We start from the raw sequence: 19,908 nt of genomic DNA on the forward strand, positions 1-19,908 counted from the left end.
CCTCAATTATTTGATGAATCCTTTATATTTTTGATCCATTGTTTTTGTTTGGATTTGCTTAGCAGTTTCGATTGCAACACCAACTACAATTAATAAGCTTGTACCACCAATTTCAACACTACTTGGTAAATCAGTGATTGCCCCAAAAATAATTGGTAATCCTGCAATAACCACTAAATAAATAGCTCCAATAAAAGTGATACGAGATAAAATTTTTGATAAATATTCTTCAGTATCAACACCAGGTCTTACACCAGGAATGTATGATCCTTGCTTTTTTAAATTCTCTGCTACTTTTTCTGGACTTACTTGTACGAAAGCGTAAAAGTAAGTAAAAGCAACAATTAGTACAATATATAAAATAAATCCAATTGGTTGCTGGTAATTAAAGATAGCTTTAATTACATTCGCAACGCCTGATTCAGGCAAGAAATTAACCACAGTTAATGGTAAGCTCACAAGTGAAGCTGCAAAGATTACCGGTATTACTCCTGCTGAATTTAATTTCAACGGAATAAATGAATCTTTGCGTCCCGATAACTGAGCTGAATTATGTCTATTTGCATATTGAATTGGTAATTTTCTAGTTGCGCTCTGTAAATAAATAACAGCAATAATAGTCAGAGATAACAATGCTAGCACCGAGATAAATGCTAACACGTTAGAAACTGTTATATTTACCAAGTACTTTGTGTATAAATCGTTTAGCATATATGGAACTCGAGATAAAATACCAGCTACGATAATCATTGATGTACCATTACCAATCCCTTTACTAGTAATTTGGTCAGCAAGAAAAATCATAACAGCTGTCCCCGCAGTCATAGTTAATGCAATATATAGATAAGTAAGAATTGAATGACTTTCAAGTAATACTCCACCATATCCTAAGTCAAAACCAATTGACATCGCAATGGCTTGAACAAATGCAAGAACTAAAGTAACATAACGGGTTAGTTGATTTAATTTACGCTTCCCTGTTTCACCCTCTTTTGCCCATTCAGACAAAATCGGAACTACATCCATTTGAAGCAACTGGATTACAATTGATGCGGTAATGTAAGGGGAGATTGACATTGCAAACAATGAAAATCTTTTTAAAGCCCCTCCGCTTAACGTATCAAAGAATCCAAGCATCGGAGTTTGTGTTGCCTCAAGAACCGATGTATTAATTGTTGGCACAGGAATATAAGATCCAATACGATATACGATAAAAATCAATAAGGTAAATAAGATTCTTTTGCGTAAATCATCATTCTTCCATATTTTACTGAAAGTAGTCATTATAGCACCTCGATTGATCCACCTTGAGCCACAATTTGTTCTTCTGCTGTTTTTGAGAATTTAGCTGCTTTTACAGTTAATTTCTTATCTAGTTGTCCGTTTCCTAAAACCTTAAGCCCTGAGTGTAATTTTTTAATTACTCCAGTTTCTAATAAAAGTTCTGCAGTAACAACTGTACCTTCTTCGAATCTATTTAATTGATCTAAATTAACGATGGCGTATTCTTTACGGTTAATGTTAGTAAACCCGCGTTTTGGTAAACGACGGAATAAAGGAGTTTGTCCACCTTCGAATCCTAAGCGAACTCCACCACCTGAACGAGCGTTTTGTCCTTTGTGTCCTTTACCGGCAGTTTTACCTTGACCTGAACCGTGTCCACGACCGATACGTTTTCTATCTTTACGAGACCCTTCAGTATACGTTAACTCATGTAATTTCACCGAAAGCCACCTCCTCTTTAATTATTTCTCTACTACAGTCAATAAATGAGATACTTTATTAATCATTCCGCGAATAGCTACATTATCAGTCTTAACAACTGTTTGGTTTAATTTTTTTAAACCTAATGCTTTAACTGTTGCACGTTGAGATTCATTTTGACCGATTACACTACGTGTTAAAGTAATGTGTAATTCTTTAGCCATTGGAGTTCCCTCCTTATCCTAAGATTTCTTCAACAGTTTTCCCGCGTAATTCAGCTACACGTTCAACTGTTTTTAAATTTTCTAAACCATTAATTGTTGCACGTACCATGTTAATTGGTGTGTTTGATCCTAAAGATTTTGATAAGATATCTTGTACACCAGCTAATTCTAATACCGCACGAACAGGTCCACCTGCGATAACTCCTGTACCGGCAGAAGCAGGTTTTAATAATACGTTACCTGATCCGAATTCCCCAATGATTTGATGTGGAATTGTAGTTCCAACTGTAGGTACATAAATTAAGTTCTTTTTAGCACTTTCTACTGCCTTTTTGATTGCTTCTGGTACCTCTTGAGCTTTACCAGTACCGAAACCAACGTGACCATTTTTGTCACCGACAACAACTAATGCAGCAAAACGGAAACGACGTCCACCTTTTACTACCTTCGTTACACGATTAATAGTAACTACACGTTCTTCAAGTGTTAAGTTACTAGGGTCAATGATTTGACGCATCTTTGTCCCTCCTTCTTTAATTAGAATTTTAATCCATTTTCACGAGCTGCTTCTGCTAATGCTGCAACACGTCCGTGATAGATATATCCTCCACGGTCGAAAACAACTGATGAAATATTTTTTTCTAAAGCGCGCTTAGCAATTGAAGCACCTACTGCTTTAGCTGCTTCAACGTTACCTGTAGAAGCGATGTTTAAATCTTTATCTAAAGTTGATGCACTAACTAATGTAGTACCAGTTACATCATCAATGATTTGCGCATAAATGTGTTTGCTAGAGCGGAAAACATTTAAGCGTGGGCGCTCTGCAGTTCCTGTAACTTTAGCACGTACACGGTAATGTCTTTGTTTACGTAACTCATTACGTGATACTTTCTTAATCATTCAGGCCACCCCTTTCAATTATTTTTTAGCTTTTTTACCTTCTTTACGACGAACATGTTCACCTTTGTAACGGATTCCTTTTCCTTTGTATGGTTCAGGAGCACGTACAGCGCGAATGTTAGCAGCGAATTCTCCAACTACTTGTTTGTCGATCCCTTTTACTACAACAGTAGTATTGTTAGGTACTTCAATAGTTACACCAGCTGGTGCTTCCATTTCTACAGGATGAGAGTATCCAGCATTTAAAACAAGTTTTTCTCCTTGTTTTTGTGCACGATATCCAACCCCGATAATTTCTAATTCACGAGTGAATCCTTCTGAAACACCAACAACCATGTTATTTAATAAAGCACGTGTTGTTCCGTGTAACATTTTATTTTCTTTATTGTCATTTGGACGAACTACAGTTACTTCGTTTCCTTCAACTGTAATTTGCATATTTGAATTAAATGTACGAGAAAGTTCCCCTTTAGGTCCCTTCACAGTAACTAAATTATTTTCAGCAACAATCACTTCAACACCAGAAGGTAATGCTACTGGTTTATTACCAATACGAGACATTTATGTGACACCTCCTGTCTTTATTTATTACCAAACGTAAGCTAATACTTCTCCACCAATTTGTTGTTGACGAGCTTCTTTATCAGCCATAATTCCTTTAGATGTAGATAAGATAGCGATACCTAATCCGTTTAATACTTTAGGAACTTCGTTATTTTTTACATAAACACGTAACCCTGGTTTAGAGATACGTTTTAAACCTGTAATAACACGCTCGTTGTTTTTACCGTATTTTAAAGCAACACGTAAAACACCTTGTTTGTTATCTTCAATATATTCTACATCGCGAATAAAACCTTCACGCTTTAATAATTCTAATACTTCACGTTTCATCTTTGAAGCTGGCATTTCAACCACTTCATGACGCATTTGGTTTGCGTTACGAATACGTGTTAACATATCTGCAATAGGATCTGTCATTACCATTTATTTTTCCTCCTTCCCGTTTAAAGAGAATTAAGTTTATTACCAGCTTGCTTTTTTTACACCTGGGATTTGTCCTTTATATGCTAATTCACGGAAGCAAATACGGCATAATTTAAATTTGCGTAAGACAGAGTGTGGACGACCACAACGTTCGCAACGTGTATATTCACGAACCGCGAATTTTTGTTTACGCTGTTGTTTAATAATCATAGATTTTTTAGCCATGAGTGACGCCTCCTTTCATTAATTATTTTTGAAATGGCATCCCTAATTGAGTTAACAACTCACGAGCTTCTTCATCTGTGTTGGCAGTTGTAACTACAACGATATCCATTCCTCGAACTTTATTTACTTTATCGAAGTCGATTTCTGGGAAAATTAATTGTTCTTTAACACCTAATGTATAGTTTCCACGTCCATCGAATGATTTTTTAGAAACACCACGGAAATCACGTACACGTGGTAAAGAAACTGATACTAACTTGTCTAAGAAATCATACATACGCTCTCCACGTAATGTAACTTTACATCCGATTGGCATTCCTTCACGAAGACGGAAACCAGCGATAGATTTCTTAGCGCGTGTAATAACTGGTTTTTGTCCAGTAATTAAAGCTAATTCAGCTACAGCCTCATCTAAAACTTTAGAGTTGCTAACAGCATCTCCAATCCCCATGTTGATAACGATTTTATCAATAGTAGGAATTTGCATTACAGATTTATATCCGAATTTTTCAACCATTTGGTTTTTTACTTCATTTTCGTATTTTTGACGTAAACGATTCATGCAGGTTTACCTCCCTTCGTTGTTAAACTTTATTATAATACTTCACCTGATTTTTTAGCGAAGCGTACTTTTTTACCGTCAACGAATTTATATCCTACGCGTGTTGGTTTTCCGCTTTTTGGATCTACAATCATAACGTTAGATGCATGGATCGGTGCCTCAAATTCAACGATTCCACCATCTGGATTCATTTGTGAAGGACGTACATGCTTTTTAACAACATTTACACCTTCAACAACAACTTTATTTTTAGATGGGTGTGCTGCAAGAACAACCCCTTCTTTTCCTTTATCTTTACCTGAAATGATAACTACTTTATCTCCAGTTTTAATTTGCATATCGTGCACCTCCTAATCTTAAGGATTAAGTGTTAATTAAAGTACTTCTGGAGCTAATGAAACAATACGCATAAAATCTTTATCGCGTAATTCACGAGCTACTGGTCCGAAGATACGAGTACCACGTGGAGATTTATCGTCTTTAATAATAACTGCTGCATTTTCATCAAATTTAATATATGATCCATCAGCACGACGAGCTCCAGTTTTCGTACGGACGATTACTGCTTTAACAACATCACCTTTTTTTACAACTCCACCTGGTGCTGCTGACTTAACTGTAGCAACAATAACATCACCGATGTTTCCAGTTTTTTTGTGAGAACCACCTAAAATTTTAATTGCTAATAATTCTTTAGCTCCTGAGTTATCAGCAACTCTTAAACGTGTTTCTTGTTGAATCATGATTGGACCTCCTTTCAAGACTCCAGTATTTCATAGAATAAATTAAATAATAACTGCTTTTTCAACAATTTCAACTAAACGGAATTTTTTTGTTTTTGACATAGGACGGCATTCTTCAATGCGAACTAAATCTCCAACTTTTGCATCATTTAACTCATCGTGAGCTGCATATTTTTTTGAATATTTAACTCGTTTACCGTATAGAGGATGTACTTTATAAGATTCGATAAGTACTGTAATTGTTTTATCTGTTTTATCTGAAACTACACGTCCAGTAAAGGTTTTTTTAGTACGTTCCATAACTGAACCTCCTCTCAAGCTCATTATTTATTATTTTCGCGTTCGCTAATGATCGTTTTCATTCGTGCAATTCCTTTACGTACTTCACGAATACGACCTGTATTTTCTAATTGTCCTGTAGCTAATTGGAAACGAAGGTTGAATAACTCATCTTTTAATTCGTTAATTTTAGCTTCGATTTCTGTAGTGGTTAAATTACGGATTTCATTAGCTTTCATTACTATCACCACCGTCTACACGTTTTACAAACTTAGTTTGAACTGGTAATTTGTGAGAAGCAAGACGTAAAGCTTCACGTGCGATTTCCTCAGATACTCCACCAATTTCAAACATTACTTTTCCTGGTTTTACTACTGCAACCCATCCGTCTGGAGCCCCTTTACCAGATCCCATGCGGACTTCTAAAGGTTTTGCAGTTTTAGCTTGATGAGGGAAAATTTTAATCCAAACACGTCCGCTACGTTTCATATAACGAGTCATAGCAATACGTGCTGCTTCGATTTGGCGGTTAGTGATCCATGCACCAGTTGTTGCCTGTAAACCATATTCACCAAATACTACAGTTGTTCCACCTTTTGCACGTCCTTCATAAGACAAGCGGTGAGGGCGACGATATTTTGTACGTTTAGGTACTAACATATTATTTACCCTCCTTTGTTACTTGACGATTTTTTGTAGGTAATACTTCACCTTTATAGATCCATACTTTAACACCTAATTTACCGTAAGTTGTATCTGCTTCAGCAGTTGCATAATCAATATCAGCACGTAATGTATGTAAAGGTACATTTCCTTCGCTATACCCTTCAGCACGAGCCATATCTGCTCCACCTAAGCGTCCTGATACTTGTGTTTTAATCCCTTTAGCACCGAATTTAATTGCACGTTGGATTGCAACTTTTTGAACACGACGGAAAGAAGCACGATTTTCTAATTGTTCTGCAATTGAATTTGCAACTAATTGCGCATCAACTTCAGGACGTTTAATTTCAACAATACGGATGAAAACACGTTTACCTGTCATTTTCTCTAATTGAGCAACAGCTGCATCTTTTTCTGATCCACCACGACCAATTACCATACCTGGTTTAGCCGTATGAATAATAATATTAACACGGTTTTTTGCACGTTCAATTTCAACGCGTGATACCGAAGCTCTTTTGAATTTGTTATTAATGTAATCACGGATTTTTAAGTCTTCGTGTAATAAAGTAGCGAAGTCTTTGTCGTTTGCGTACCAACGAGCATCCCAATCACGAATTACACCAACACGTAAACCAATTGGACTAACTTTTTGACCCACTTCGTATCCCTCCTTTAATTATTTTTTCTCAGCAACCACGATTGTGATGTGAGATGTTCTTTTGTTAATTTGTGATGCACGACCTTGTGCACGTGGACGGAATCGTTTTAATGTTGTACCTTCATTCACATATGCTTCCTTAACATATAATGAATTAATATCTAAGTTTAAATTGTGTTCAGCATTTGCGATAGCTGATTTTAAAACTTTCTCTACAATAGGAGATGCCGCTTTAGGAGTATGTTTTAAAATTGCATATGCTTCGCCAACTTGTTTTCCTCGAATTAAATCAATCACTAAGCGTGCTTTACGAGGAGCAATGCGAACTGTTCTAGCCATAGCTTTAGCTTCCATAGCCATGTCCTCCTCTCAATATTAACGTCTAGTTTTTTTATCTTCTTTAACATGTCCTTTATAAGTACGAGTTGGTGCGAATTCACCTAATTTGTGTCCTACCATATCTTCAGTAACATATACTGGAACATGCTTACGTCCGTCATATACAGCGATTGTGTGCCCTACAAATTGAGGGAAAATTGTTGAACGACGTGACCAAGTTTGAATAATTTTTTTGTCGCCACTTTCGTTAGCAGCTACGACTTTCTTCATTAAATGATCGTCACAGAAAGGTCCCTTTTTTAAACTACGTCCCATTCTTAATTTCCTCCTTTCGAACATTTAAGATTAGCATATATTTTTATTATTTGTTGCGTCCGCGAACAATTAATTTAGTTGATGCTTTTTTCTTGTTACGAGTTTTTAAACCTAAAGCTGGTTTACCCCAAGGTGTAACTGGAGATTTACGTCCGATTGGCGTACGCCCTTCCCCACCACCATGTGGATGGTCATTTGGATTCATTACAGAACCACGAACAGTTGGACGAGTACCTAACCAACGTGTACGTCCTGCTTTACCGATGTTAACTAATTCGTGATCCGCATTACCTACTTCACCGATTGTAGCACGGCAAGTACCTAATACTTTACGAACTTCACCAGAAGCTAAACGAACTAATACATAACGTTCTTCACGTCCTAAAATTTGTGCAGATGTTCCTGCAGAACGAACTAATTGTCCACCTTTACCTGGTTTTAATTCAATGTTATGAATTAATGTACCAACAGGGATGTTCATAATTGGTAACGCATTACCAACTTTAATATCGGCATTAGCACCTGATTCAATTTGCATTCCTACTTTTAATCCTTTAGGAGCAATAATGTAACGTTTTTCCCCATCAACATAATTGATTAATGCAATATTTGCTGAGCGGTTTGGATCGTATTCAATTGTAGCAACACGTCCTGGAATACCGTCTTTTGTACGTTTGAAATCGATGATACGGTATTTACGTTTATGTCCACCACCATGATGACGTACTGTGATTTTACCATGATTATTGCGTCCTGCTTTTTTACTTAAAGGAGCTAATAATGATTTCTCTGGTTGATTAGTCGTAATTTCGTCAAAAGTTAAAACAGACATATTACGACGACCATTTGTGGTAGGTTTATACTTTTTAATAGCCATCTTGTTCCCTCCTTTTGCGACTTATTAATTAAACTTCAAACTTTTCAATTGTTTGTCCTTCAGCTAATGTTACAATAGCTTTTTTCATTGAAGGTTTAAATCCTTCGTAACGTCCAACACGACGTTTTTTAGGACGAACGTTAATAATGTTAACTTTTTCAACTTTTACATTGAATAAAGTTTCACATGCTTTTTTAACTTCAATTTTATTAGCTTTTTTATCAACTTCGAAAGTAAACTTACCTTCATTCATTAAATCGTATGATTTTTCAGTGATAATTGGGCGCTTAATAATATCTCTAGCATCTTTCATTATGCAAGCACCTCCTCAATCTTTTTAACTGCATCTTGAGTAATAACTAACTTAGTTGCATCTAAAAGATCTAATACATTTAATTGATCTACAGTTAAGAATTTAACACCAGGAATGTTACGAGTTGATAATTCAACTGATGAATTTTCTTCAGCTGTAACAACTAATGCTTTAGATGTAATATTTAAAGACCCTAAAACAGAAATCATTTCTTTCGTTTTTGGTGCAGCGAATGCTAATGCATCTAAAACTACAATTTCATTTTCAACAACTTTTGTTGATAATGCAGATTTTAATGCTAAACGACGAACTTTTTTGTTTAATTTGTATGCGTAACTACGTGGAACTGGTCCAAATACAATTCCTCCACCACGCCATTGAGGGGCACGAATAGATCCTTGACGAGCACGTCCAGTACCTTTTTGTTTCCAAGGTTTGCGTCCACCACCGCGTACCTCAGTACGTGTTTTTGTTTTATGCGTTCCTTGACGCATTGATGCACGTTGCATAATTACAGCATCAAACATTGCTTGTTTATGTGGCTCAATACCGAAAATCGTTTCATTTAACGTGATTTCCCCAACTTGAGCACCTTGTTGGTTATATAATGCTACTTGTGGCATTATGAATCCTCCTTTCCTACTGTACTAAACTATTTTGCTTTAACAGCAGAACGAACCATCACTAATGATTTTTTAGCTCCTGGTACATTTCCTTTAATTAATAAAACGTTACGTTCCGTATCAACTTTAACTACTTCTAAGTTTTGAACAGTTACGATGTTTCCACCAGTTTGTCCAGGTAATTTTTTACCTTTTAAAACACGGTTAGCAGCAATTGATCCCATTGAACCAGGACGACGATGGTAACGAGAACCGTGAGCCATTGGACCACGAGATTGACCATGACGTTTAATAACCCCTTGGAATCCTTTACCTTTAGTCTTACCTGTTACGTCAACAACTTCTCCTTCAGCAAAAGTGTCAACTTTGATCTCTTGACCAACTTGATATTCCGCTACATTTACATTACGGAATTCACGAACGAAGCGCTTAGGGGCTGTTTCAGCTTTAGCAACATGTCCCATTTCTGGTTTATTTGCTAATTTTTCGCGTTTATCTTCAAAACCAACCTGAACAGCTTCATATCCGTCAGTTTCATTTGTTTTAACTTGTAAAACAACATTAGGTGTTGCTTGCACAACTGTTACCGGAATTAATTTTCCTTCTTCAGTGAAAATTTGAGTCATACCAATTTTTCTACCTAAGATTCCTTTGGCCATGAGTTACACCTCCTATTTTTCATATATTATAATTTAATTTCAATGTCTACACCAGATGGTAAATCTAAACGCATTAATGAATCCACTGTTTGAGCAGTTGGTTCAACAATGTCAATCAGACGTTTGTGAGTGCGCATTTCAAATTGCTCACGAGAATCTTTATATTTATGTACCGCACGTAAAATCGTGTAAACTTGCTTTTCAGTTGGTAGTGGGATTGGTCCAGCTACTTTAGCACCTGTTTTTTTAGCACTTTCTACGATTTTTTCTGCAGATTGATCTAAAATTCTGTGATCATAAGCTTTTAAACGAATTCTGATTTTTTGTTTTGCCATTTTATTTCCTCCCTTCGCCTATTTTAGGAATAGACTAGCTCCATGAAAATTACCTGTCACAATGCCATGGCAAATCGGCCGGGTGTGTCAGCAACCTTTCATCTCAACGCTTAAGTCAACATATCTATTATACATGAAAAAAATAAAGAAAGCAAATGTTTTTTATATTTTTTTGTTTATTAATGTATAATTGACTATCAACTTATCTCTTCACTGTTTTCGGACTAATTTACATTTATAAATTTAACATATCTTTAACCCATAATCAAATATTTATGACAAGTAAATATTGTATTTTGAATCAGAGTTTGGTGTATTTTTTAAAAAATCACTTTATCTATGTAATACTTTATTCTAATTATTCATTGTCTAAATTACTTATAAAGATTCTATCCAACTATTGAAAATTTTAGCGCTCTTCTATGATACACTTTATTTTTTTGCATCAGGGAGATGGGAATACAACAATACAAAGATATCATTATCAACCATTTTTAGAAAGTTCCTCTAATATGACCTTCGTATAAGAAACAGTTTTTATTTTACAACTAATCTTTCTTAATATTAATGAACGCTACTAAAAATCTAATAAATCTATCTATTAGTATTAAATAAGTTATTCAACGCGCCCCTGCTACTCATAGTCTCCAATTTATATATTTTTTTATGTATCAACCCTTAATAATTTTATTTTAAAATTATTAATTTATTATTCCCTAAATATAATACGTTTAGATTATTGAATATATATGTTATATGAATAATATAATTTAAGCAAACTGCAAATAGATATGGGAATGCTCTCTTTGTATCTTTTCTCTTTAGTATGCTAATTTTTATTTTATAATTCGATCATTAGTAATCCTAGCTTATCTTTTCCCAACCTAATCTAATTTAAAAACTAATCTCCATCAAACCATAAGGTAATTAAGAGTAGTTTTATAGATACATCATATCTCAATTTACCGTAAAAGCATAATTCCATATGAAGTATCCGCATCCAAAATAAATTCAATACTCCTTGCTTCCATTGGAATAGGTCCAATCTAAAAGATAATAACTTTATAGTTAAAGTTACCTGCACATTCTTATACTAACTTTTTCGAAAAATAAAAAAAGTCCTAGAGGTTTTAACCTCTAGGACAGAAGATTCAAAGGATAGATATTAATTATTCAATGATATCTACAACTGAACCTGCACCTACTGTACGTCCACCTTCACGGATAGAGAACTTAGTTCCTTTTTCAACAGCGATTGGCGCGATTAATTCTACAGTCATAGCCACGTTATCACCTGGCATTACCATTTCTACACCTTCTGGTAATTGGATAACTCCAGTTACGTCAGTTGTACGGAAGTAGAATTGAGGACGGTAGTTTCCGAAGAATGGAGTATGACGTCCACCTTCTTCTTTAGATAATACGTAAACCTCTGAAGTAAATTTTGTATGAGGTTTAACTGATCCTGGTTTAGCTAATACTTGACCACGTTGAATTTCTTCACGAGAAATACCACGTAATAAAGCTCCGATGTTATCTCCAGCTTCTGCTTGATCTAATAATTTACGGAACATTTCAACACCTGTTACAGTAGTTGATTTAGTTTCATGGTAACCGATGATTTCAACAACGTCACCAACTTTAACAACACCACGTTCAACACGTCCTGTTGCAACAGTACCACGTCCAGTGATTGAGAATACGTCCTCAACTGGCATTAAGAATGGTAAATCAGTTTGACGAGCTGGAGTTGGGATGTACTCATCTACAGCAGCCATTAATTCGTTGATTTTAGCTTCCCATTCAGGTTGTCCTTGTAAAGCTAATAATGCAGATCCGTGGATTACTGGAACTTCATCACCTGGGAAATCGTACTCAGATAATAAGTCACGAACTTCCATTTCAACTAATTCTAATAATTCTTCGTCGTCTACCATGTCACATTTGTTTAAGAAAACAACTAAGCGAGGTACACCAACTTGGCGAGATAATAAGATATGCTCACGAGTTTGAGGCATTGGTCCATCAGCAGCAGATACTACTAAGATACCACCGTCCATTTGTGCAGCACCAGTGATCATATTTTTAACGTAGTCAGCATGTCCTGGGCAGTCAACGTGTGCGTAGTGACGGTTGTCAGTTTCATACTCAACGTGTGCAGTTGAGATAGTGATTCCACGTTCACGCTCTTCTGGAGCACCATCGATTTGGTCGTATGCGCGAGCTTCTGCTTTACCTGCTTTAGATAATACAGTTGTGATAGCAGCTGTTAATGTAGTTTTTCCGTGGTCAACGTGACCGATTGTACCGATGTTAACATGCGGTTTAGTACGTTCGAATTTAGCTTTTGCCATGCTAATATCCTCCTCTAAGTTACATTTTTGTATTTAACATTTTTATTTTACAATACCACTAATAAGAATGCAAGTACATTCTTATTAGTAGTGTATATATGAACACATCAATTAACAGGGATTATCCGCGATGTTTCTTGATGACTTCATCAGCAATTGATTTTGGAACTTGTTCGTAGTGGTCCATTTCCATTGAATAGTTTCCGCGTCCTTGTGTATTTGAACGTAAAGCAGTAGCATATCCAAACATTTCTGATAATGGAACATAAGCGCGAATAACTTGTGCGTTACCACGAGCTTCCATTCCATCTAAACGTCCACGGCGAGAAGTAATATCACCCATTACATCCCCTAAGTATTCATCTGGAATAACAACTTCTACTTTCATAACTGGTTCTAAAAGAACTGGTTTACATTTGTCGTAAGCATTTTTTAATGCCATAGAAGCTGCGATTTTGTATGCCATTTCACTTGAATCGACATCATGGTAAGATCCATCAAATAAAGTAGCCTTAACGTCAACAACAGGGAATCCTGATAATTGTCCGTTTTGTAATGCATCTTTTAAACCTGCATCTACAGATCCAATATATTCACGTGGTACAACCCCACCTACTACTGCATCTACGAATTCGTATCCAGCACCAGCTTCTTGTGGTTCAAATTTGATCCATACGTGACCATATTGTCCGCGTCCACCTGACTGACGTACGAACTTACCTTCAACGTCAGCAGCTTGAGTAAATGTTTCACGGTAAGCAACCTGTGGTGCACCAATATTAGCCTCAACCTTGAATTCACGGCGCATACGGTCAACGATAATATCTAAGTGTAACTCACCCATACCAGAGATAATAGTTTCACCTGTTTCTTCATCAGTATGCGTACGGAATGTTGGATCTTCCTCAGCTAATTTTTGTAATGCAATACCCATTTTATCTTGGTCAGCTTTTGATTTTGGCTCAACTGATAACGAGATAACTGGCTCTGGGAATACCATTGACTCTAAAATTACCTCGTGATCTGGATCACATAAAGTATCTCCAGTTGTAGTATCTTTTAATCCTACTGCTGCAGCAATATCTCCAGCATAAACTTCTGAGATTTCTTGACGGCTGTTAGCGTGCATTTGTAATAAACGTCCAACACGTTCACGTTTACCCTTAGTCGAGTTTAATACATATGTACCTGATTGAATTGTACCAGAATACACGCGGAAGAATGTTAACTTACCTACGAATGGGTCAGTCATAACTTTGAATGCTAATGCAGCAAATGGCTCGTCGTCTGATGCATGACGTTCAACTTCTGTTCCATCTTCTAATGTTCCTTTGATTGCAGGAATATCAGTAGGAGCTGGTAAATAGTCAATAACAGCATCTAACATTAACTGAACACCTTTATTTTTGAAGGCAGATCCACATAATACTGGGAATAATTCAACATTAATTGTTGCGCGACGAATTGCCGCCTTTAATTCCTCAATAGAAATTTCTTCACCTTCTAAATATTTCATCATTAACTCTTCATCTAAGTTTGATACTGCTTCAATTAATTGGTCACGATACATTTCAGCATCTTCTAAATGAGCTGCATCGATTTCTCCAACTTGAATATCAGTACCTAAATCGTTTGTATACATATATTGTTTCATTTCAACTAAATCGATAATACCTTCGAAATCATCTTCAGCACCGATTGGTAATTGAATTGGAAGTGCGTTAGCCCCTAAACGATCATGTAATGTTTTTACAGAATATAAGAAGTCTGCACCTGTTTTATCCATTTTATTAACAAATACGATACGTGGAACACCGTATGTAGTAGCCTGACGCCAAACTGTTTCAGTTTGAGGCTCTACACCTGATTGTGCATCTAATACAGCAACCGCACCATCTAATACACGTAATGAACGTTCAACTTCAACCGTGAAGTCTACGTGTCCTGGAGTATCAATGATATTTACGCGGTGACCATTCCAAGCAGCTGTTGTTGCAGCTGAAGTAATCGTAATCCCACGCTCTTGTTCTTGAGCCATCCAGTCCATTTGAGAAGCACCATCGTGAGTTTCTCCGATTTTGTGAATACGTCCAGTGTAGTATAAGATACGTTCTGTAGTAGTCGTTTTACCAGCATCGATGTGAGCCATGATACCGATATTACGAGTATGATTTAAAGAGAATTCTCTTGCCATGTTTCGTTACTCCTCTCATAGTAAAATACTAAACTTTTAGGATTACTAGAAATCCAGTAATCCTATAGTTATTTAAAATATTACCAACGGTAATGAGCAAATGCTTTGTTTGCTTCAGCCATTTTGTGAGTATCCTCACGTTTTTTCACTGATGCACCAGTATTATTAGCTGCATCGATAATTTCGTTAGCTAAACGTTGTTCCATAGTTTTTTCTCCACGTGAGCGAGAATATTGAACTAACCAACGTAATCCTAAAGTAATACGGCGTTCAGGACGAACCTCAACTGGTACTTGATAGTTAGCCCCACCAATACGACGAGCTTTTACCTCTAATACAGGCATAATGTTTTCGATTGCTTCTTCGAATACTTCCATTGGCTCGCGTCCAGTTTTTTCAGCGATAAGATCAAATGCGTTATATAAAATTGTTTGTGCAGTACCTTTTTTACCATCTTGCATGATATTGTTAATTAAACGAGATACTAATTTAGAGTTATAAATTGGATCTGGCAAAACATCACGTTTTGCTACATGTCCTTTACGTGGCATAATTTAGCCTCCCTTCCATATTTATCGAAAAAGTTAAATTACTTTTTAGCTGCTTTTGGTTTTTTTGTTCCGTATTTAGAACGACCTTGCATACGTCCATCAACACCTGTAGCATCTAATGTACCACGAACGATATGATAACGTACCCCTGGTAAGTCTTTTACACGTCCACCGCGAATTAATACAACGCTGTGCTCTTGTAATTTATGTCCAATACCAGGAATGTATGCTGTTACTTCTAAACCGTTTGTTAAACGAACACGGGCATATTTACGTAAAGCCGAGTTTGGTTTTTTAGGCGTCATTGTAGCAACACGAGTACATACCCCACGTTTTTGCGGAGAATATAAGTTAGTTTGTTCTTTCTTTAAACTATTGTATCCTACATTTAAATGACGAGATTTAGATTTTGTTTCTTTACTTTGACGTCCTTTACGAACTAATTGGTTAATAGTTGGCATATTAGTCCTCCTCTCATAAACTTAGTCCACTTATCCAGGTGGTTCATTTTTGTTAGAAAAAGTAAGCTTTGCTATTAAGCAAAACTCACTTTACGTTTTTAAAAGCCTTTATTAATCTAACATTTTTTTCGACTAATGTCAACAGAACTACGAAAAACTATGAATTTTTTTAAAAATTAGTTACTAAATATCGTTTATTCCTCATCAGTATCTAAAAAATCTGTTTCATCAAAATCAAGCTCTATATCTAATTCGTCTAAATCATCTTCTAATGAAATATCAATTTGACTTTCTGAATTAGAAATTCCTGACATTTCTAATTCGTAAGGTAATACATCATCTTCTAATTCATCCTCATTTTTATGAACAGGTAAGATATGGTCTTCGCGTAATACACCAGTACCCGCAGGAATTAATTTACCGATGATAACATTCTCTTTTAATCCGATTAATTCATCCACTTTACCTTTGATTGCCGCATCAGTAAGAACGCGTGTTGTTTCCTGGAATGAAGCAGCTGATAAGAATGATTCCGTTTCAAGAGATGCCTTTGTAATACCTAATATTGTTGGAATACCTACTGCTGGACGTTTACCACGTTGAATTGCCGCTGCATTAACGCGAGTATAGTGCGTAATATCAATTAACGATCCTGGTAAAATATCCGTATCTCCACCGTCAATAACTTTTACCTTTTTCATCATTTGATGAACCATGATCTCGATATGCTTATCAGATAGTTCTACCCCTTGCGCACGATATACATTTTGAACTTCTTTCAAAATATACGCTTGCACGGCAGCGACATCCTTAACGCGTAGTAATTCTTTCGGATCAATTGAACCTTCCGTTAACATATCTCCGGCTAAAACCTCGTCTCCTTCAGAAACAAGAGGTTGAACACCATAAGGAAGTAAATAATTACGACTTTCTAATTTATTTGTTAATGTAATCTCATAACGATTTTTAGTATTAGCCTTAATTGTAGTAATTACCCCATCAATCTCGGCAATAATAGCACGCCCTTTTGGATTTCGTGCTTCAAATAACTCCTGAATACGAGGTAAACCTTGTGTAATATCGGCTCCGGCTACCCCACCAGTATGGAATGTACGCATCGTTAACTGAGTACCTGGTTCACCGATTGATTGGGCCGCCATAATACCTACAGCTTCCCCTACCTCAACCTCTTTACCAGTTGCTAAGTTTTGACCGTAACATTTTTTACATACACCCTTCTGAGCATTACATGAATAAATTGTACGGATATCCACACCCTCTATTCCAGCATCAACTATGATTTTTCCAAGTTCATCTGAAATGTAAACATTTCTATCAGCAATTTTTTCTTTAGTTACCGGATGGTAGATTGGCTTAGCCGTATAACGTCCCACAATACGGTCAAATAAAGTTTCAACAGTTTGTCCACGTTGTTTTAATTCAGTAATATATTGTCCTTTATCCGTTCCACAGTCATCTTCACGTACAATAACATCTTGTGCAACGTCAACTAAACGACGTGTTAAGTATCCTGAGTCGGCTGTCTTTAATGCCGTATCGGCTAACCCTTTACGCGCACCATGGGTAGAGATGAAGAACTCGGTTACAGTTAAACCTTCGCGGAACGAAGACTTAATTGGTAATTCGATTGTTTTACCAGATGGGTTGGCCATTAATCCACGCATACCAGCTAACTGAGTAAAGTTTGAGGCATTACCACGGGCCCCAGAATCACTCATCATATAAATATGATTATCTGCCGGTAATTCATTCATTAATACATGTTGAATCTCGTCTTTTACTTTTGCCCAAACATCGATAACTAAACGATAACGTTCATCATCAGTTAACAATCCACGATTATAAAACTCTTGGATCTGCGCAACTTTATCGTCACCTTGTTTTAATAAATCTTTTTTCTTTGAAGATACGACTACGTCCGCCACACCAACAGAAATACCTGCAACAGTTGAATACTTGAATCCTAAATCTTTTAGTCGGTCCAACATACGTGACGTTTCTGTCGTTTTATAAATACGGAAAACTTCCGAAATAATATCACCTAAGAATTTCTTTTTAAATGGGGATACAATTTTAACGTCTGATAAATACGCCTTGATATCAGTTCCTTTCTCAACGAAATATTGAGAAGGAGTAGCCCCTTGTAAATTTTTCATTGTAGGTTCATTTAAATAAGGGAATGTTTTAGGAAGGATCCCATTAAATATTACCTTACCTAAAGTTGTGATAATGTATTTATTATTTTGATCTTCTGTGAAAGTCATATTATTTAATGCTCTTGCATTTAATGCAATACGAGAATGTAATGTAACATAACCATTTGCATAAGCCATCATAAGCTCATTAGTATCTTTATAAATATTCCCTTCACCGATGGCTCCAACTTCCTCCATCGTTAAGTAATAGTTTCCTAGTACCATATCCTGAGACGGAGTTACTACTGGTTTACCATCCTTAGGGTTTAAGATATTATTGGCAGCAAGCATGAGTAAACGTGCCTCGGCTTGAGCCTCTTGAGATAATGGAACGTGAACCGCCATTTGGTCCCCATCAAAATCGGCATTGAATGCTGTAGTAACAAGGGGATGTAAACGGATGGCACGCCCCTCAACAATTTTAGGTTCAAATGCCTGAATACCTAAACGGTGTAACGTAGGGGCACGGTTTAATAATACTGGATGTTCGCGAATAACATCTTCAACAACATCCCATAACGCATCATCCATGCGTTCAATCATCTTCTTAGCACTTTTAATGTTTTGTGCTAAATCACGTTCAACAAGCTCTTTCATTACGAACGGTTTAAATAATTCCAGGGCCATTTCTTTAGGTAAACCACATTGGTACATTTTTAAATCTGGTCCTACAACGATAACTGAACGTCCAGAGTAATCAACACGTTTACCTAATAAGTTTTGACGGAAACGTCCTTGTTTACCTTTTAACATATGTGAAAGTGATTTTAATGGGCGATTTCCAGGCCCAGTAACTGGTCGACCACGGCGTCCATTATCAATTAATGCATCCACTGACTCTTGGATCATACGCTTTTCATTATTAATAATGATATTCGGGGCACCGATTTCTAAATAACGAATTAAACGATTATTACGATTAATAACTCGACGATATAAATCATTTAAGTCAGATGTTGCGAAACGTCCTCCATCTAATTGAACCATTGGACGTAATTCAGGCGGTATTACTGGTAAAACGTCTAAAATCATCCACTCAGGACGATTTCCTGAGTTACGGAATGATTCTACTACCTCAAGACGTTTGATTACTTTCCCACGCTTTTGTCCCTGTGCAACCTTTAATTCAGAGCGTAATTCTTTTGCTAATTTATCTAAGTCTAACGATTCTAGTAGTTTCTTAATGGCCTCTGCACCCATTCCTACTTCAAATTCGTTACCCCATTTTTCATACACTTCACGGTATTCTTTTTCAGTTAAAACTTTTTGTTTTACTAAATCAGTCTTACCTGGATCAATTACAACATAATTTACAAAATAAATTACCTCTTCCAATTCACGTGGAGACATATTTAATAATAGCCCCATACGACTTGGAATTCCTTTTACATACCAAATATGAGCTACAGGAGCAGCTAGTTCGATGTGCCCCATACGTTCACGTCGAACTTTTGCTACTGTTACTTCAACACCACAGCGATCACAAACGATTCCTTCGTGGCGAATTCTTTTATATTTACCGCAAGCACACTCACAGTCCTTTTGTGGACCGAAAATACGCTCACAGAATAATCCATCTTTTTCAGGTTTCAATGTACGATAGTTAATCGTCTCAGATTTTTTAACCTCTCCATAAGACCATTTACGAATAGTATCCGAAGATGCCAAACCAATCTTCATATATTTAAACTTGTTAACATCTACCAAGGCGATTCCCTCCTTG

27 protein-coding genes are annotated in these 19,908 nt (G+C 36.3%); all 27 read right to left on the reverse strand.

Annotated features, from left to right (window positions below; genetic code table 11):
* Window positions 1-6: 6 nt before the first annotated feature.
* A complete protein-coding gene (gene secY / locus AC6I0I_RS10715; protein WP_161831743.1) occupies window positions 7-1,284 on the reverse strand; it encodes a preprotein translocase subunit SecY in 1,278 nt (425 codons plus the stop codon).
* Window positions 1,284-1,724, reverse strand: coding sequence for a 50S ribosomal protein L15 (gene rplO, locus AC6I0I_RS10720; RefSeq protein ID WP_161831744.1), 441 nt, complete (start codon window positions 1,722-1,724; stop codon window positions 1,284-1,286). The genes secY and rplO overlap by 1 nt, the downstream gene beginning before the upstream one ends.
* Before the next feature lie 21 nt (window positions 1,725-1,745).
* Window positions 1,746-1,928: a 50S ribosomal protein L30 gene (rpmD, locus tag AC6I0I_RS10725; RefSeq protein ID WP_161831745.1), complete on the reverse strand. Its 183-nt coding sequence runs from the start codon at window positions 1,926-1,928 to the stop codon at window positions 1,746-1,748.
* A gap of 13 nt (window positions 1,929-1,941) precedes the next feature.
* Complete coding sequence (rpsE, locus tag AC6I0I_RS10730; protein ID WP_161831746.1) at window positions 1,942-2,445, reverse strand: 30S ribosomal protein S5; 504 nt, start codon at window positions 2,443-2,445, stop codon at window positions 1,942-1,944.
* A 20-nt stretch (window positions 2,446-2,465) separates the two neighbouring features.
* Complete coding sequence (gene rplR / locus AC6I0I_RS10735; RefSeq protein WP_161831747.1) at window positions 2,466-2,828, reverse strand: 50S ribosomal protein L18; 363 nt, start codon at window positions 2,826-2,828, stop codon at window positions 2,466-2,468.
* Between the two features lie 18 nt (window positions 2,829-2,846).
* Entirely contained in the window at window positions 2,847-3,389 is a 543-nt protein-coding gene (gene rplF, locus AC6I0I_RS10740) for a 50S ribosomal protein L6 (RefSeq protein WP_161831748.1), read from the reverse strand.
* 27 nt (window positions 3,390-3,416) lie between these two features.
* Complete coding sequence (gene rpsH / locus AC6I0I_RS10745) at window positions 3,417-3,815, reverse strand: 30S ribosomal protein S8 (RefSeq protein ID WP_161831749.1); 399 nt, start codon at window positions 3,813-3,815, stop codon at window positions 3,417-3,419.
* A gap of 39 nt (window positions 3,816-3,854) precedes the next feature.
* A complete protein-coding gene (locus AC6I0I_RS10750; RefSeq protein WP_055243006.1) occupies window positions 3,855-4,040 on the reverse strand; it encodes a type Z 30S ribosomal protein S14 in 186 nt (61 codons plus the stop codon).
* A 22-nt stretch (window positions 4,041-4,062) separates the two neighbouring features.
* A complete protein-coding gene (gene rplE / locus AC6I0I_RS10755) occupies window positions 4,063-4,602 on the reverse strand; it encodes a 50S ribosomal protein L5 (RefSeq protein WP_055243008.1) in 540 nt (179 codons plus the stop codon).
* A gap of 32 nt (window positions 4,603-4,634) precedes the next feature.
* Complete coding sequence (gene rplX, locus AC6I0I_RS10760) at window positions 4,635-4,940, reverse strand: 50S ribosomal protein L24 (RefSeq protein WP_161831750.1); 306 nt, start codon at window positions 4,938-4,940, stop codon at window positions 4,635-4,637.
* Window positions 4,941-4,976: 36 nt separating this feature from the next.
* The gene (gene rplN / locus AC6I0I_RS10765; protein ID WP_055243011.1) at window positions 4,977-5,345 is read right to left on the reverse strand and encodes a 50S ribosomal protein L14; all 369 of its coding nucleotides are present in this window, start codon (window positions 5,343-5,345) and stop codon (window positions 4,977-4,979) included.
* Between the two features lie 42 nt (window positions 5,346-5,387).
* Window positions 5,388-5,645 (reverse strand): 30S ribosomal protein S17, encoded by a 258-nt coding sequence (gene rpsQ, locus AC6I0I_RS10770; RefSeq protein ID WP_161831751.1) that lies wholly within the window; start codon window positions 5,643-5,645, stop codon window positions 5,388-5,390.
* Between the two features lie 23 nt (window positions 5,646-5,668).
* Window positions 5,669-5,863 (reverse strand): 50S ribosomal protein L29, encoded by a 195-nt coding sequence (rpmC, locus tag AC6I0I_RS10775; RefSeq protein ID WP_055243015.1) that lies wholly within the window; start codon window positions 5,861-5,863, stop codon window positions 5,669-5,671.
* Complete coding sequence (rplP, locus tag AC6I0I_RS10780; protein WP_161831752.1) at window positions 5,853-6,284, reverse strand: 50S ribosomal protein L16; 432 nt, start codon at window positions 6,282-6,284, stop codon at window positions 5,853-5,855. The genes rpmC and rplP overlap by 11 nt, the downstream gene beginning before the upstream one ends.
* Before the next feature lies 1 nt (window position 6,285).
* A complete protein-coding gene (gene rpsC, locus AC6I0I_RS10785) occupies window positions 6,286-6,948 on the reverse strand; it encodes a 30S ribosomal protein S3 (RefSeq protein ID WP_161831753.1) in 663 nt (220 codons plus the stop codon).
* An 18-nt stretch (window positions 6,949-6,966) separates the two neighbouring features.
* Window positions 6,967-7,302: a 50S ribosomal protein L22 gene (rplV, locus tag AC6I0I_RS10790; RefSeq protein WP_055243020.1), complete on the reverse strand. Its 336-nt coding sequence runs from the start codon at window positions 7,300-7,302 to the stop codon at window positions 6,967-6,969.
* A gap of 21 nt (window positions 7,303-7,323) precedes the next feature.
* On the reverse strand, window positions 7,324-7,602 hold the full coding sequence (gene rpsS, locus AC6I0I_RS10795) for a 30S ribosomal protein S19 (protein ID WP_161831754.1): 279 nt from the start codon (window positions 7,600-7,602) through the stop codon (window positions 7,324-7,326).
* 46 nt (window positions 7,603-7,648) lie between these two features.
* Window positions 7,649-8,479 carry a 50S ribosomal protein L2 gene (gene rplB, locus AC6I0I_RS10800; protein WP_161831755.1) on the reverse strand — a complete coding sequence of 277 codons (831 nt, stop codon included), beginning with the start codon at window positions 8,477-8,479 and terminating at the stop codon, window positions 7,649-7,651.
* A gap of 28 nt (window positions 8,480-8,507) precedes the next feature.
* Window positions 8,508-8,792, reverse strand: a complete 285-nt coding sequence (gene rplW / locus AC6I0I_RS10805) for a 50S ribosomal protein L23 (RefSeq protein ID WP_161831756.1) — start codon at window positions 8,790-8,792, stop codon at window positions 8,508-8,510.
* Complete coding sequence (gene rplD / locus AC6I0I_RS10810) at window positions 8,792-9,415, reverse strand: 50S ribosomal protein L4 (RefSeq protein ID WP_161831757.1); 624 nt, start codon at window positions 9,413-9,415, stop codon at window positions 8,792-8,794. Before rplD ends, rplW begins: the two co-directional genes overlap by 1 nt.
* Before the next feature lie 29 nt (window positions 9,416-9,444).
* The gene (gene rplC, locus AC6I0I_RS10815) at window positions 9,445-10,074 is read right to left on the reverse strand and encodes a 50S ribosomal protein L3 (RefSeq protein ID WP_161831758.1); all 630 of its coding nucleotides are present in this window, start codon (window positions 10,072-10,074) and stop codon (window positions 9,445-9,447) included.
* A gap of 26 nt (window positions 10,075-10,100) precedes the next feature.
* Window positions 10,101-10,409: a 30S ribosomal protein S10 gene (gene rpsJ / locus AC6I0I_RS10820; protein WP_055243029.1), complete on the reverse strand. Its 309-nt coding sequence runs from the start codon at window positions 10,407-10,409 to the stop codon at window positions 10,101-10,103.
* Window positions 10,410-11,578: 1,169 nt separating this feature from the next.
* Window positions 11,579-12,763, reverse strand: coding sequence for an elongation factor Tu (gene tuf, locus AC6I0I_RS10825; protein ID WP_161831759.1), 1,185 nt, complete (start codon window positions 12,761-12,763; stop codon window positions 11,579-11,581).
* A 121-nt stretch (window positions 12,764-12,884) separates the two neighbouring features.
* Window positions 12,885-14,957 carry an elongation factor G gene (gene fusA / locus AC6I0I_RS10830; RefSeq protein WP_161831760.1) on the reverse strand — a complete coding sequence of 691 codons (2,073 nt, stop codon included), beginning with the start codon at window positions 14,955-14,957 and terminating at the stop codon, window positions 12,885-12,887.
* Window positions 14,958-15,037: 80 nt separating this feature from the next.
* Complete coding sequence (gene rpsG, locus AC6I0I_RS10835) at window positions 15,038-15,508, reverse strand: 30S ribosomal protein S7 (RefSeq protein WP_161831761.1); 471 nt, start codon at window positions 15,506-15,508, stop codon at window positions 15,038-15,040.
* 38 nt (window positions 15,509-15,546) lie between these two features.
* A complete protein-coding gene (rpsL, locus tag AC6I0I_RS10840) occupies window positions 15,547-15,969 on the reverse strand; it encodes a 30S ribosomal protein S12 (RefSeq protein ID WP_055243034.1) in 423 nt (140 codons plus the stop codon).
* Between the two features lie 194 nt (window positions 15,970-16,163).
* A complete protein-coding gene (gene rpoC / locus AC6I0I_RS10845; protein WP_161831762.1) occupies window positions 16,164-19,892 on the reverse strand; it encodes a DNA-directed RNA polymerase subunit beta' in 3,729 nt (1,242 codons plus the stop codon).
* Window positions 19,893-19,908 lie beyond the last annotated feature (16 nt).

The sequence above is a fragment of the Turicibacter sp. St.80E1 genome, from assembly GCF_059728495.1.